Source organism: Mucilaginibacter terrigena, assembly GCF_004168255.1.
Classification (GTDB): domain Bacteria; phylum Bacteroidota; class Bacteroidia; order Sphingobacteriales; family Sphingobacteriaceae; genus Mucilaginibacter; species Mucilaginibacter terrigena.
On record NZ_SEWG01000001.1, the window covers coordinates 653528 to 667877 of the forward strand.

Annotated in this window: 12 protein-coding genes and 1 riboswitch; of the genes, 4 read left to right on the forward strand and 8 right to left on the reverse strand. The window is 44.5% G+C overall.

Features of this window, described 5'->3' with window-relative positions; translation table 11 throughout:
- Window positions 1-3 precede the first annotated feature (3 nt).
- Window positions 4-1260 carry a putative DNA modification/repair radical SAM protein gene (locus EWM62_RS02885; RefSeq protein ID WP_129875124.1) on the reverse strand — a complete coding sequence of 419 codons (1257 nt, stop codon included), beginning with the start codon at window positions 1258-1260 and terminating at the stop codon, window positions 4-6.
- Between the two features lie 107 nt (window positions 1261-1367).
- Between EWM62_RS02885 and EWM62_RS02890 the strand changes: the two genes are divergently transcribed.
- Window positions 1368-1646 (forward strand): UBP-type zinc finger domain-containing protein, encoded by a 279-nt coding sequence (locus tag EWM62_RS02890; RefSeq protein ID WP_129875125.1) that lies wholly within the window; start codon window positions 1368-1370, stop codon window positions 1644-1646.
- Here the strand turns inward: EWM62_RS02890 and EWM62_RS02895 are convergent.
- The 4 genes from EWM62_RS02895 to EWM62_RS02910 form a co-directional block, all read right to left on the reverse strand.
- Entirely contained in the window at window positions 1643-2323 is a 681-nt protein-coding gene (locus tag EWM62_RS02895) for an SIR2 family NAD-dependent protein deacylase (RefSeq protein WP_129875126.1), read from the reverse strand. The genes EWM62_RS02890 and EWM62_RS02895 overlap by 4 nt on opposite strands.
- Window positions 2324-2444: 121 nt before the next feature.
- Window positions 2445-3023, reverse strand: coding sequence for a DUF6580 family putative transport protein (locus EWM62_RS02900; protein WP_129875127.1), 579 nt, complete (start codon window positions 3021-3023; stop codon window positions 2445-2447).
- A 50-nt stretch (window positions 3024-3073) separates the two neighbouring features.
- Window positions 3074-4159 (reverse strand): DUF5074 domain-containing protein, encoded by a 1086-nt coding sequence (locus EWM62_RS02905; protein WP_129875128.1) that lies wholly within the window; start codon window positions 4157-4159, stop codon window positions 3074-3076.
- Between the two features lie 11 nt (window positions 4160-4170).
- Window positions 4171-6204, reverse strand: coding sequence for a TonB-dependent receptor plug domain-containing protein (locus tag EWM62_RS02910; RefSeq protein WP_129875129.1), 2034 nt, complete (start codon window positions 6202-6204; stop codon window positions 4171-4173).
- A 97-nt stretch (window positions 6205-6301) separates the two neighbouring features.
- Window positions 6302-6504, reverse strand: a riboswitch (cobalamin riboswitch).
- Between the two features lie 111 nt (window positions 6505-6615).
- Here EWM62_RS02910 and EWM62_RS02915 point away from each other — a divergent pair.
- The gene (locus EWM62_RS02915) at window positions 6616-7518 is read left to right on the forward strand and encodes an SRPBCC family protein (protein WP_129875130.1); all 903 of its coding nucleotides are present in this window, start codon (window positions 6616-6618) and stop codon (window positions 7516-7518) included.
- Window positions 7519-7617: 99 nt separating this feature from the next.
- On the opposite strand, the gene EWM62_RS02920 is transcribed toward EWM62_RS02915, so the two are convergent.
- On the reverse strand, window positions 7618-8004 hold the full coding sequence (locus EWM62_RS02920) for a hypothetical protein (RefSeq protein ID WP_129875131.1): 387 nt from the start codon (window positions 8002-8004) through the stop codon (window positions 7618-7620).
- A 91-nt stretch (window positions 8005-8095) separates the two neighbouring features.
- Window positions 8096-10288, reverse strand: a complete 2193-nt coding sequence (recQ, locus tag EWM62_RS02925) for a DNA helicase RecQ (RefSeq protein ID WP_129875309.1) — start codon at window positions 10286-10288, stop codon at window positions 8096-8098.
- A 242-nt stretch (window positions 10289-10530) separates the two neighbouring features.
- Between recQ and EWM62_RS02930 the strand changes: the two genes are divergently transcribed.
- The gene (locus EWM62_RS02930) at window positions 10531-11616 is read left to right on the forward strand and encodes a mannose-1-phosphate guanylyltransferase (RefSeq protein ID WP_129875132.1); all 1086 of its coding nucleotides are present in this window, start codon (window positions 10531-10533) and stop codon (window positions 11614-11616) included.
- Window positions 11617-11679: 63 nt separating this feature from the next.
- On the opposite strand, the gene rlmB is transcribed toward EWM62_RS02930, so the two are convergent.
- Window positions 11680-12456 (reverse strand): 23S rRNA (guanosine(2251)-2'-O)-methyltransferase RlmB, encoded by a 777-nt coding sequence (gene rlmB, locus EWM62_RS02935; RefSeq protein ID WP_238989266.1) that lies wholly within the window; start codon window positions 12454-12456, stop codon window positions 11680-11682.
- Between the two features lie 282 nt (window positions 12457-12738).
- On the opposite strand from rlmB, the gene dnaB reads away from it, so the two are divergent.
- Window positions 12739-14301, forward strand: a complete 1563-nt coding sequence (gene dnaB, locus EWM62_RS02940; RefSeq protein WP_129875133.1) for a replicative DNA helicase — start codon at window positions 12739-12741, stop codon at window positions 14299-14301.
- The last annotated feature ends 49 nt before the right edge of the window (window positions 14302-14350 follow it).

Here is a 14350-nt window from a genome sequence, read left to right on the forward strand (position 1 = left end):
TAGTTAAAACAGGTTTAGTTGTACTTGCGTGTTCTTTAAAAATTTGCTTTGCGATGTGGCCAGTATAAATTGCTTAATGTTATTTCCGGTAAGGTCGCGGCGTTCAAATTCCGTACTGTTACATATCACAAAATATTTGGCGCGGTTTAAGGCCACTCCCATCTTCTTTAGTTGATCCCAGTTGAGTTTGCCAAACTTGCGGGCGCTCACAATTTTTTGTGCCGATAATAAACCTATGCCCGGCACCCGCAGGATCATCTGCAGATCGGCTTTATTGATATTTACGGGGAAAGCCTGCATATTGCGGATAGCCCAGCTTAGTTTAGGGTCGATATCCAGGTCGAGGTGTGGCTGGGCATCGTTCACTATCTCATTTACCTTAAAGCCATAAAAGCGCATCAGCCAGTCGGCCTGGTAAAGGCGGTTCTCGCGCACCATGGGTACGCTGGTGTTTAATGCGGGCAGCCTGCTATCGGCCAATACCGGTACGTAGCCCGAATAATAAACCCGCTTTAAATTAAAATTCTTGTAAAAGTAATTGGCCGACCGCAGCACCTCGCTGTCGTTTTCGGGCGTGGCGCCGATGATCACCTGGGTGCTTTGGCCCGCGGGTGCAAATATGGGCGCTTTTTTAAACAGCTTTTTTTCTTCGGTACGCTGGATAATGGCGTTTTTAAGGTAGCCCATCGGCTTGATCATATCCGCCTGGTTTTTATCAGGCGCTAATAGCTTAAGGCCTGCCTCGGTTGGCATTTCCAGATTAACGCTCAGGCGGTCGGCGTACAGGCCGGCTTCGTTCATTAGTTCATCGCTGGCGCCGGGGATGGATTTGAGGTGGATATAACCATTGAAATTATGCTCGGTACGCAGCTTTTTGGCTATGCGCACCAACCGCTCCATGGTAAAATCGGCATCCTTAAAAATTCCCGAACTAAGGAACAAACCCTCGATATAATTGCGGCGGTAAAAGTTGATGGTAAGGTCAACCACTTCCTGCACCGTAAATGCAGCGCGTTGAATATCGTTGCTTTTGCGCGATACACAATAGGCGCAATCAAATATGCAATGGTTGGTTAACAGGATCTTCAGTAGTGAAACGCAGCGCCCATCCTCGGTGTATGAATGGCAAATGCCATTACTGGCATTACCCAGCCCCTTGTTCTCGTTCTTACGTTTGCTGCCGCTGCTGGCGCACGATACATCGTACTTGGCCGCGTCTGCCAAAATATTCAACTTCTCTGTTATCCTGTCTGCGTTCATATCATCTCAAAATTACTAATAATATTAGCAATTAGTATGCCGATATAAATATTATTCAGTTGTTTTAGGAGTAGAAATAGCTTTGCTATCTTTAAATAAAAAAGACAATGCCAGATTTAGATCCATCATTTTGCCAGCACCTGCAAGCCATTACCGAAGTTAAGCTGAGCGATGAGCACGTATGCGAAGAATGTATAAAACAAGGCACCGTGTGGTTTCACCTGCGTACCTGCCAAACCTGCGGAGTTACACTATGCTGCGACCAAAGTGACGAGCAGCACATGACCAAACATTACCATGCGCAGCAGCACCCGGTTATAGCGTCGGCCCAGCCCGGCGAGCGCTGGCTTTGGTGCTACCCGGACGAACAGTTTGCAGAATATTAAACCAGCAGATCATTTACCAGCATAGGCACCCCTATTGTAGCCTTATATGGCATCTCGATAATATGTTTATTGCTCGCGGTAGGTATGTTTGGGTCGACGATGTATTTGGTTACTTCCCGGGGAACATAATTGATCAGCCCGGCGGCAGGGTACACTGCCAGTGATGTGCCGATCAATATAAACAGGTCTGCTTTGCTGCAAAGCCTGGCCGCTGTTTCTATCATGGGCACAGCCTCGCCAAACCATACTACATGCGCTCGCAGCTGCGAGCCCAGTTCGCACTTCTCTCCCATTTTAATTTCCCAGCCGTCAATAGGGTAAGTGAGGCTTGCCTTTACGCTCGATTGCGAACGCGTGATAATACCGTGCAGGTGCACCACATTAGCAGAGCCGGCCCTTTCGTGCAGGTCATCAATGTTTTGGGTGATGATGGTAACGTCGTATTTATCCTGTAGCTTTGCCAGCGCGTAATGGGCGGCGTTAGGCACAGCTTCTAAAACCGATTTGCGGCGCTGGTTATAAAAGTTCTGCACCAGTTCCGGGTTGCGCTCCCAGGCTTCGGGCGTGGCAACATCTTCAATGTTGTAACCTTCCCACAATCCATCGCTGTCCCTGAAGGTTTTTAAGCCGCTCTCGGCGCTTATCCCTGCGCCGGTAAGCACTATTACTCGTTTCATTTTTAATTAGTGATTTAGAACCAATAATTCCCAAATTCGTCAATCCGACAAATCGGGTTCAGACAAACAAAAAAGCGGTTAAACCGTTTGGCCAACCGCTTTTAAATATTGTATGATCAGCTTATAAGGCCAGTTGCCTTTTGCCTTCCAAAGCGGTGTATTTGCTCTTGGCAAGTTCGAACCCGCCAAAAAGGATGGCGCCGAATACCAGGTCGCCTAAAAGCATGTTTTTTTCGAACGGAATAGCGGCAATTAATGCGCTGCCATAACCTGTTAGTGTTTTAGGGTATAAACCAAGCGCATCGTTTATCCACGGCAGATCCATAATCAGCCAGTGTACCAGTACCGGCGCAAGTAAAATGATAAGGCCCGATGTGATATTTAGTTTTTTGATCTTTGAACCGATGAACACCATTATCGAAAAGCAAACGCAGTTCCAAAAAGTATCACCGCTAAAAAACGTCCATTTAGCAGAATACAAGTAGTTGATCACCACATCACTTAAAAAAAGAGAAAGCAAAATCACTAAATAGGCTTTCCACTTATCAGTAAAATAAACGCCCCCAAACATAGCTATTGCCCCTACCGGGGTAAAATTGCTTAAAAACTGATATTTGTAGCTTACAAAACGCATTGCTGTGGCAGCAAGTATAATTAATATAAGAACTACATTGCGGGTGTTAATTTTTTGTAATAACATGGGTTTAATTAAAGTTCAAATTTATTGATAATACACTGTAATTTAAAATACTATTTATTAACCAAAACTATAGCGCCCGGGTTAATGCCTGTTGCAATTGTATATTCAAATTTGCCTGTTTTGTCAAAAGCGAACAGTTTACCATTATTTCTGTAGTCTACTGCATCGGTTACAAAAACTTCACCGGTAAGCGGGTCAACAGCTATGGCGTAAGGTACAACAATAGTGGCACCACCTGTAATAAAGCTTTCGGTTGCAACTACATCTGTTTTTACATTATATACTTTAACCTTGCCGGCATCAGTAAGGTAGTAAGCCATGTCGCCGTTTATAACAAATGAGGTCCCATACCCTGCATCTATATCTGTAGTTTTCTTTACTACATCAGTCGTATTATTAATTATAGTAAGTTTTGGGTGAGAGGGGAAATCGGTACCGTAAGATATCACATAAACGTCGCCGTAAGCATCAGCGGCGATATCAATAGGATTAGTATCAACGATATCAATTTTTTTAATTTCGGTGCCGGTAGCTAAGTTGATAACAGACACCGTATGGTCGATGTTAGAAAAATCTAACCCACCAGAGTTGGCCACATATAATTTACCGTTTGATACTACCATTTGCTCGGGGTTACGGCCTACGGTAATGTATTTGTCTATAGTTAAGGTGGCGGTATCCAATACTGCAACCGTACCATCATATGATGATATATAAGCCTTATTTTTATTAAACACTACAAAGCGCGGCTGGCGTTTATTTGCGCCCTCGCCCATTTTTATCTGTTTAATAGATTTCGCAGTTTTAGCCTCTACTACCTCTATAGTGCTCGAATAATTTACAGTGATGTACATTTTTGAACCATATATCTTAGCATCATTACCGGTATCGCCAAGGCCGCGGCTGTTTGCTGCCGCGAAGATATCGGCAGTGGTGGTTTTGGTTGCATAGTTGTAAAAGCTAAGCGTACTGTTGTTGAGGGTAATACCGCCCTGGCTAAGCACATATACGCCGGCTCTGTCGGTAGTTTGTACAGGGTCTATCGGGTTTGGGGTTACTTTGTCTTTGTTACAGGCCGATAGCAAAGATAATGCAATAACGGCGGCTAATAAACTTTTAAGTTGGAAGTGTTTCATGGCTGTGTTTGTTAAATTGTTATTTGAATTGATAAACGGTACGAGCGGCCCGGCATTGGGTAGCTCCTGATGATGGAATAATTTGTATTGAAAAGATTATTTACTTCGATGGAAGCCTGCAACGGCGTTTTACCGTTCAGGAATTTATACACCGCGGATGCATCGCTTACAGAATAGCCCGGCACCAGGTAATCGGACAGGTTATTGCCGGTATAATACCTGCCTGATGACAGTACCTGGTTTAAATAAACGCCAAGCTGTTTGTAATTTAAGCCCGCATTTAAGGCAAGCGTGTGTTTAGGTGTGTAAGGGATCTGTTCTAAGTAGGTTGCGGCAACCTGGTCGCTTACATCTATGGCTTGCTGGTAAGTGTAGTTGGCGTTTAATGAAGCCGCCCAGCCGTTTTGTTGCCTGGTTTGGGTTTTAATGCCAAGGTCTATCCCTTTAATATCAACCCGCCCCAGATTACTGAACGAAAACACGGCCGGGTTACGGTTGGGGATGGCAAGGATCTTATTCCTTACGTTGTTGTAATAAACATCAGTAGTAAATGTAATGTACTCTAAAAAGCCATTCAGGTTTTTAGAATAAGTGGCACCCAAATCGTACTGATTTACAAACTCCGGCTTTATAACACGCTGAACAAAAGCGAAATAGTATAGTTCATCTAAAGTTGGTGCGCGGAATACGTTTTTGTAAAAAGCTCTTATCTTTAGGTTGGGATTTACGAATGGCTGCACTGTAACCACCAGCGTTGGCGACAAAACAGCCGACTGCTGCAACGCCGAACCTTTCTTAACCGTTTCGTGGATGTTTGTTTGTAACAGGCTGCCCTGCAGTTGCCACCTGCTAAACGATAGATTACTGCCAATTACATTGAAAATAGTGAACCTTGACGGGTGGGCATATTTATTTATATCTGCATCAACTTTTGTAAACGATGCATCCGCCGCGTACGACACCTGCCAGTTACTTGTTAAATGGTAAGCCAGGGCTACAGACTGGTAAGCTTCGCGTTGCTTGTAGTTTTCAAGTATATATCCCTGTGTGTTTAAATACGGAGAATCAAGGTAGCGGGTCTTCAGTTGCGAAAGCTTGCTGTTTAGTAACAATTGCAAGCCGCTCTTCCAGGTGTGCTCATACCCTGCCTGTAAAAATATATCGGTGTTGTTTAAACGCTGGCCATAGCTCTCTGTATAAAGTATCACCGCGCCCGGTAATCCCCGTTCCGAGTCGTAATAGTTAAAATGAATGTTAAACTTACTGCTGTCTTTTTTATTATAATATAGTGCAGCATCGGTTTGTATGGATCGTACATCGCCGTGCCGGCGTGTAAATACAGTATCAGATCCATCATTATCAACCTTGTATTTATACCGGCCATTGGCTTTCATATAATTACCATTTATAACAAATTGCCAGTTATTACCGATGCGTTGCTGCAATTGCAGGTAAGGGTTTATTAACCCAAAACTACCGCCCTTTACCCCTGCCTGCAATTGGTATGGTTTTGCCGCTGTTAATGCCGGGCGAAGCGTTGTAATACTCAGCACACTGGCTGATGCAAACGACCGGGCGGGCTGCAGCAGGTTTTCGGGCTGCCCGTTATACAAGGTTATTTCCTGTACATTGTTAAGGTTAAATTTACTGAGGTCTATTTGCCCGGTTTGGGCATCGTTTATACGTACGCCATCAAACAAAACCGTGGTATGGTTACTGCCCAGGCTGCGTACCGATACTGTTTTTAAGCCGCCAATGCCACCATAATCCTTAATATTTACGCCCGCAAAATTACGGATGGCATCGGCGACGTTAAAGGCGCTGTAGCGTACAAAATCTTTATTGCTGATCTGTTGCGCGGGTAATAAGGTATGAACATTAGGTGCCGGCGCGGCAGTTATGGGTACTTCTTTCAAGTGCCTTGTGGTATCGCCCTGCGCAAGAACCGCGCTTGAAGCAAGCAATTGTAATGCAGCCAGCAACATCATCTTCACCCTTAACGGAAAATGCTTTATGCTGCAAATAATTGAATTACGGTACCTCATGCTGATCTTAAAAGATCATAGCCAAAGGAAAATAAAGGAATGGAAATACACTGCAATGAAGAGCATTCACACCCAAGCTTCAATCCCCGAAAGCTATGAATAATATAATGCTGAGGCAGGTATTCTGACTTACTCCCCTTTGCCCTGCCTTCCCATCCGTTAAATAACAGACAGTGACTTTTTGATTGGACATTGGTATTGGAGCTTACAGCTGCGGGACAGTTACAGATTTACACTGTATTCCCTTTTAATTCCATCGGGGATATTCCCCCGGCAGAAACCTAAAGCAGTGCAAATGTAGTATTACAATTGCTAACCGCAAAGGCTAAATATCAGCACCGGTTAAATTAATTTCAATAAAAGAAAACCTGCTGTTTATTAAGATGTTTAACATGTATACAACAGCACATTATGACAACAGCAACATTAGAAAATAGATGGCGGGCAACATCTGCTTCAGAGGCAGAAAAGGGTTCGCAAAGCACCAATTTATCGCAAACAGAGCGCACCCTATCCATCGCAGGCGGTGTAAAGCTTGCCTTATCAGGTTTTAAGGGATTGTTTAAAAGTCCCTTTTCCAGCATTATCAAGATAGGCGCAGGCGGTTACCTGTTAACACGTGGGGTTACCGGTCATTGCGAGCTTTACTCGCGCATGGGCCGCAATAGTACCGAACCGGTTAATGTAAACATCCGCTCATCCTACCTTATTAACAAGCCAAGGCAAGAAGTTTACGATTTTTGGCGAAAGCTGGATAACCTGCCCCTGTTTATGAAACACCTGGAAAGCGTGGAGCAGATCGACGAAAAACGTTCGCACTGGGTTTTAAAGCTGCCAACGGGCGTTGCCAGGGTAAGCTGGGATGCCGAAATTGTAAGCGATGAACCAGGTTACAGTATTGGCTGGAGTTCGTTACCCGATTCGCTGATCGACAATGCCGGTAAAGTGCGTTTCCAGGACAGCCCCGACGGCGAAGGCACATTGGTTGATGTAGTTATCTCGTACCGCCCGCCTGCAGGTGGTTTTGGCGGCGGCATAGCCCATATATTAAACCCCGTATTCAAAAGTATGGTTGACAGCGATGTACGCAATTTTAAACAATATATGGATATTGATGGCGGCATAGCATCAGATACAACCCATACTAATGATAACGATATTGCTGAACCCGTAGCCTTTGTAATTGAAGAAACGGTTGTGGAGGATATTACAATGGCAGACCCCGAAAAAGACAACACAACACCGCGTTTCCAGTCGCATATCGATCCATTTCATGACAGGGAAAAGCCCGGGAACGAGAATCAAGGCTTGTAACTACTTGTCGCAGAACGTTTTTTTACTGTTATAAATGTGTAGAAGCGCTGATTGACAAGATAACAATACGACAGAAAGCCCCGGTTCGGGGCTTTCCATTTACTGTGGCGGACTGATATCTACGATCTTGTAATATCTAAAAACCCTTGCCGGAGCAGGATTGCCTTTTGTGGGGTGATATTTTTTGGGATAGCCTTTTTCATTATAAAAACGACCTGTTATTTTTATTTTTATAATGTGGCTGCCATCTACCATATTATCGGCGTTAGGTAATTTATCGTTTGCGGGCTCCAGGAAAATATGCTCCCTCTCTGGTGTATGCATACGCCTGTCGTTAATAGCCCATTGCGCACTTGGGCAACCAATATAAGCATAGGTAACCACAATTGTAGATTGCTTTTTATCGAGAGTGGTTTGCGCGTGTGCAGCCTTATCAGTGGTGCATATGGTTAAAAGCACAAGTAATAATATCCGTAAAAGTTTCATAACTGTAATTTAGATACAAGGTAAATATATCCCTATAATAAAACAGGCCCGAATTAATCGGGCCTGCTCTGTTATATAATGTATTGTATATTTAGTTACCTACTTCTGAAAGGAACTTAATGCGCATCAATTGCACTTCCTCGCGGGTATAATCGTCAGAACCAAGCTCTACCAGGGCATCATCGATAGAATCTATCTCGGCCGATTTAAAATAGTCGTAAACCTCTTCCTGCTTATCCTCATCAATCATTTCATCGATGTAGTAGTTAAGGTTAAGCTTAGTGCCCGAGTTTACAATGGTTTCAACCTCTTTCAGTATCTCCTCGTATGTTAAGCCTTTTGATGCGGCTATGTCATCCAGGTTTAAATGGCGGTCGATATTTTGAATAATGAAAACCTTTAGCGCCGATTTATTCGCAGCGCTTTTGATCACCATATCAACCGGGCGGTCAATATCGTTATCTTCCACATATTTGCTGATCAGATCTATAAACGGCGCGCCAAATTTAAGTGCTTTACCGGCTCCCACGCCAGATATTTGTTTTAACTCTTCGGTGTTAACAGGGTAATGCGTGCACATTTCCTCTAACGATGGGTCCTGGAAAATAACAAACGGTGGCAGGCCTTTTTGTTTGGCCAGCTTTTTCCGCAGGTCTTTAAGCATTTGCAATAGCTCGGTATCTAAAGCGCCACCACCCTGTTTAGGGCCATCATCTGCTTCATCATCATCTGTCGGGCCCATTTCCTGGTTCAGCAGGAAACGGATACTGTAAGGGTTATCTATAAAAGCGTTACCGGCTTTTGTTAAATGTAATACGCCGTATTGGTCAATATCCTTAGAAAGGAAGTTGTTCAGCAAAGCCTGGCGCATCAGCGAGTTCCAAAGGTTCTCGCCCTGTTCCCTGCCCGATCCAAAATAATCCAGTTTATCGTGTTCGTAGTTTTTTACCTGCGCGTCGTCCTTACCCATCAAAATATTAATGATGTGGCAATCGTCAAACTTCTCGCCTATCAACTTTATCAGGCTTAGCGCCCTGTGCAGGTGCTCTTCGCCGTCAAAATGTACTTTAGGTCCGCAGCAGTTATCACACATGTTGTTGCAGCCCGCTTCGTTAAAATTTTCGCCAAAGTAATGCAGCAGCTGTTTACGGCGGCAAACAGACGATTCGGCATAATCGATCACCTCTTTCAGGATCTGCGTGCCTATCTCCCGCTCTGCAACGGGCTTATCCTTCATAAACTTCTGCAGTTTATCAATATCCTTTCCCGAGTAAAATGCTACGCACACACCCTCGCCACCATCGCGGCCGGCACGGCCTGTTTCCTGGTAGTAACCTTCCATGCTTTTTGGCATATCGTGGTGTATCACATAGCGCACATCGGGTTTATCTATACCCATACCAAAAGCAATGGTAGCCACAATTACATCCACATCCTCCATCAGGAACTTGTCCTGCGTATCGGCTCGTACTTTAGGGTCTAAACCGGCATGGTATGGCAAAGCTTTTACACCGTTCAGGTTCAGCGCCTCAGCCACTTCCTCAACCTTTTTACGGCTAAGGCAATAGATGATGCCCGATTTCCCCTGGTTCTGCTTTACAAACTTTACGATCTCTTTTATAGCGTTGCGCTTTGCCCTAACCTCGTAAAACAGGTTATTACGGTTAAACGATGATTTGTACACCGTTGCGTTATTCATTTGCAGGTTTTTTTGGATATCCTGCTGTACCTTTGGCGTTGCGGTAGCTGTAAGCGCGATAATTGGGATATCATCGCCTATGTTACTGATCACCTGGCGGATCTTGCGGTACTCGGGGCGGAAATCGTGCCCCCACTCAGAGATACAGTGCGCTTCGTCAACCGCTACGAACGATACCTGGTTAAGCCTTAAAAAATCAACGTTTTCCTGTTTGGTCAATGATTCGGGCGCAACATAAAGCAGCTTTGTTTTGCCGCTCAGTACATCGTCTTTAACCCTTAAAATATCTGCTTTTGTTAGTGATGAATTTAAAAAATGAGCTATGCTGTCCGAGCCTCCGAAGGCCCTTAACTGGTCAACCTGGTTTTTCATTAGCGCGATAAGCGGGGATATCACGATCGCTGTGCCCTCGCTCATTAACGCCGGTAACTGGTAACACATGGATTTGCCCCCGCCCGTAGGCATAATTACAAAGGTGTCGTTACCGGCTAAAATATTAGTTATGATCGCTTCTTGTTCCCCTTTAAAGTTATCAAACCCGAAAAAATTTTGCAGGTTATCAAAAAGCGACTTCTTAGTCTCTATCATTATTTACTTGTGCGTTTGGAAATTATGGTTCAAAATAACAAAAATTTATAAATAAACGGTTGGTTTTGTTAAAAATTTTATATTAAAATGATTATTTGATTAAAAACAATTTGTTTATTTATCGCTTTTAGAAATGGTAAAATTCACAATGAAATATTTAGTTTTACCTGGTAATGAATTTACAAATTAATGCACATATTTAGCATCGGTTTGCCAAATTAAAATCTACAACTTTTACAATGAATAAAAACTATTACGCCATTATTATGGCTGGCGGCATCGGCAGCAGGTTTTGGCCCATCAGCAGAACATCGCATCCAAAACAATTTATAGATATACTGGGCACAGGCAAAACGCTTATCCAAAACACTTACGAACGTTTTTTGAAAGTATGCCCTAAAGAAAATATATATGTTGTAACCAACGAAAATTATACCGGCCTTGTTAAAAAGCAATTGCCGGATATGGCCGATCAGCAGATCCTGACCGAGCCTGTGATGCGCAACACCGCCCCCTGCGTTGCCTATGGCTGCTTTAAAATAGAAAGTATGAACCCTGATGCCGCCATTGTCGTAGCGCCCTCAGATCACCTGATACTTGATGAGTCCGCGTTTATTGCCACCATCGAAAAATCGTTAGAGACCGCATCACAAAACGATTGCCTGATAACCCTTGGTATCAAGCCATCGCGCCCCGATACCGGCTACGGCTATATCCAGTACACCGATCAGACATTGAATGAAGATTTTTATAAGGTAAAGACCTTTACCGAGAAACCAACGGTTGATATTGCCAAAACCTTTATCCAAAGCGGCGACTTTTTGTGGAACGCGGGAATCTTTGTATGGTCGGCAAAGGCTATTGTGGCTGCATTTGACAGCTACCTGCCCGAAATGCACGAGATATTTGCCGAGGCGCGTTCGGTTTACAATACCGACGAGGAAAAAGCATTTGTACACAAGGTTTACCAGCGCTGTATTAATATCTCTATCGATTATGGCATTATGGAGAAGGCATCAAACGTTTACGTACTGCCATCTGAATTTGGCTGGAGCGATCTGGGTACCTGGGCATCTATCTACCAACTGGCCGATAAGGATTATGTGGGTAACGCCGTTATCCCCTCAGAAAAGGTAATTATGTACGATAGCAGCAACTGCATGGTAAACGTACCCGGCGAAAAGCTGGTAATATTACAGGGCCTGCACGATTATATTGTAGTTGAAGCCAACAATACCCTGCTGATATGCCCCCGCGAACAGGAGCAGAACATCAAACAAGTTGTTGCGGATGTGAAGAATAAGTTTGGGACGAAATACATTTAGAGGTTATAGATTTGTGATTAGAGATTAGTCAATCAGTAAAAACTAATCTCTAATCACTATTCACTAATTAACTGCAGCAGCGCTGCGCTGCCTGATCGCTTCATACAATATCACGGCTGTTGATACCGATACGTTCAGTGATTCAATCTCGCCGAACATGGGGATCTTTGCCAGATGGTCGCTGATGCGGATGATATCGTTACGGATACCGTCTTCTTCCGAGCCCATGATGATGGCCGTTGGCGCGGTGTAATCGGGCGTATAGATGTAATCGTTTGTTTTTTCGGTACAGCAAACCAGCTGCAAACCCGATTCCTGCAAAAATTTCACTGTCTGCATAAAGTTATCGTGGCGGCACACGGGGATCTTATACAATGCTCCTGCCGATGTTTTGATGGCATCGGGGTTTATCTGGGCCGAGCCTTTAGCCGGGATAACAATGGCATGCACGCCTGCGCACTCCGCCGTACGGGCAATGGCACCCATGTTGCGCACATCGGTAATACTATCCAGCACCAGTATCAGCGGTACCTCGCCCCTTTCAAAAACATCGGGTATTATGTTCTCTATCTTTTGGTAGATGATAGGCGAGATGAACGCGATAGCGCCCTGGTGGTTCTTCATGGTGATGCGGTTCAGCTTTTCAACCGGTACCTGCTGGGCCGTTATGTGGTACTCGTTCATCACGTCCTTAAGCTCGTTAAGCAGGCCGCCGCCAAGGCCGCGCTGCAGGTACAAAGCCTCAATTTCTTTACCTGCCAGTATCGCCTCAATTACAGCCCTTATGCCAAAAACCATCTGGTTGCCTTCGCGCGGCGGAGGTTTAGAATTATATGCCATTTTAATAAAATTATTTTCGCCAAAAGTACCTAAATTAACTGATTTAACGGTTATTGAACTTGCCGGGGTTACAGTATTGTTGATAATACTTAACAACTCTTAATACTTATAAACATATATGGTAATGAGGTACTTATAGTGTTATTAACACGTTATGAACACGTGGTGTTAATTACCGCCCCCGAAATTTATAGCGCTGATAATGTTTTTGTTATGTTAATAACTCTGTTGTTAGCGAATTAAAAACAGGCAAGAACATTTTTTGTATATTTTTGTTTCATCATGACATTTGAGAACGATACCCCTAATTACAAGCCCAATTCTACCGATCGCAGAAGCAGGATAACCACCCCTGCTCCGTATGCCGGATTAGGCAAATTGCCCCCCCAGGCGATAGATCTTGAAGAGGCAGTTTTGGGTGCTTTAATGCTTGAAAAAGACGCCCTTTCATCCGTAATCGACGTACTAAAACCCGAAGTTTTTTACGATGTAAGGCACCAAAAGATATTCAGTACCATAGCTGTCCTTTTTGAAAAAACATCGCCTGTAGATATCCTAACCGTAACCGCGCAGCTACGCCAGCAGGGCGAGCTGGAAATGATAGGTGGCGCATATTATATCACCGAACTGACCAATCGCGTAGCATCTGCCGCCAACATCGAGTACCACTCGCGTATCATTATCCAGAAATACATCCAGCGCGAGCTGATCCGTATCTCTACGGATGTGATCAGTATGGCTTACGAGGATACCAGCGATGTACTGGAAATGCTTGACAAGGCCGAAAAAAACCTTTTTGAGATAGCACAAAACAACCTTCGCCGCGATTCGCGCAAGATGGACGACCTGATGCACGAGGCATTAAAGGATATCGAAGCCCTTAAAGATAAAAAGGACGGCCTCACGGGTGTTGCATCGGGCTTTACAGATCTTGACCGCATGACCTCGGGCTGGCAAAAATCCGACCTGGTAATTATAGCTGCCCGCCCGGCAATGGGTAAAACAGCCTTTGTGTTAAGCTGCGCCCGTAACGCCGCTGTTGATTTCGACAAGCCTGTTGTGGTATTCTCGCTTGAGATGTCGTCCGTTCAGTTGGTTAACCGTTTAATATCCGGCGAAACCGAAATTGAGCAGGAAAAGATCCGTAAGGGTACGCTGGAAGAATGGGAATGGCAGCAGATCCACTCTAAAATTGGCCGCCTGGAAGCAGCGCCATTAATTATCGACGATACCCCATCACTAAATATATTTGAGTTCCGTGCCAAGTGCCGCCGTTTAAAATCGCAGCACGATATCCAGCTCATCATTATCGATTACCTGCAGCTGATGCAGGGCAAGGCAGATGGTAAAGGCGGCGGTAACCGCGAGCAGGAAATTGGTAGCATCTCGCGTGCGCTTAAAACCGTAGCCAAGGAATTGAATGTACCGGTAATAGCACTTTCGCAGTTGAGCCGCGCGGTTGAGAACAGGCCGGGTGGCTCAAAACGACCGATGCTATCGGATCTGCGTGAATCGGGCTCTATTGAGCAGGATGCGGATATGGTGTTGTTCCTGTACCGTCCTGAGTATTATGGCTTGGATGTAGACGAAGATAACAACCCTACGCAAGGCGTCGGCGAGATCATTATAGCCAAGCACCGTAACGGCGAAACCGGTAAAGTAAGACTGAAATTTGTGGGTAAATACGTTAAGTTCCAGGATTTGGATCAAGGCATGGACAGTTTCCCACCTTCGGGCAATGCATTTGCCGGCCTAAATCCATCGCAGGATTTTGACAGTAAACCAAGCAACTTCATCATCCGCCCATCACGCATGGATGATATTGATGATGAGCCACCGTTCTAAGAGATTTTAGAGTCAAGATGTAAGAATCAAGACAGCTACACATACGAAA

What these genes read in the sequence shown, in the direction of transcription:
- EWM62_RS02885 (WP_129875124.1), bottom strand. Translation starts at nt 1,260, where the DNA reads ATGAACGCAGACAGGATAACAGAGAAGTTGAATATTTTGGCAGACGCG.
- EWM62_RS02890 (WP_129875125.1), top strand. Translation starts at nt 1,368, where the DNA reads ATGCCAGATTTAGATCCATCATTTTGCCAGCACCTGCAAGCCATTACC.
- EWM62_RS02895 (WP_129875126.1), bottom strand. Translation starts at nt 2,323, where the DNA reads ATGAAACGAGTAATAGTGCTTACCGGCGCAGGGATAAGCGCCGAGAGC.
- EWM62_RS02900 (WP_129875127.1), bottom strand. Translation starts at nt 3,023, where the DNA reads ATGTTATTACAAAAAATTAACACCCGCAATGTAGTTCTTATATTAATT.
- EWM62_RS02905 (WP_129875128.1), bottom strand. Translation starts at nt 4,159, where the DNA reads ATGAAACACTTCCAACTTAAAAGTTTATTAGCCGCCGTTATTGCATTA.
- EWM62_RS02910 (WP_129875129.1), bottom strand. Translation starts at nt 6,204, where the DNA reads ATGAGGTACCGTAATTCAATTATTTGCAGCATAAAGCATTTTCCGTTA.
- EWM62_RS02915 (WP_129875130.1), top strand. Translation starts at nt 6,616, where the DNA reads ATGACAACAGCAACATTAGAAAATAGATGGCGGGCAACATCTGCTTCA.
- EWM62_RS02920 (WP_129875131.1), bottom strand. Translation starts at nt 8,004, where the DNA reads ATGAAACTTTTACGGATATTATTACTTGTGCTTTTAACCATATGCACC.
- EWM62_RS02930 (WP_129875132.1), top strand. Translation starts at nt 10,531, where the DNA reads ATGAATAAAAACTATTACGCCATTATTATGGCTGGCGGCATCGGCAGC.
- rlmB (WP_238989266.1), bottom strand. Translation starts at nt 12,456, where the DNA reads ATGGCATATAATTCTAAACCTCCGCCGCGCGAAGGCAACCAGATGGTT.
- dnaB (WP_129875133.1), top strand. Translation starts at nt 12,739, where the DNA reads ATGACATTTGAGAACGATACCCCTAATTACAAGCCCAATTCTACCGAT.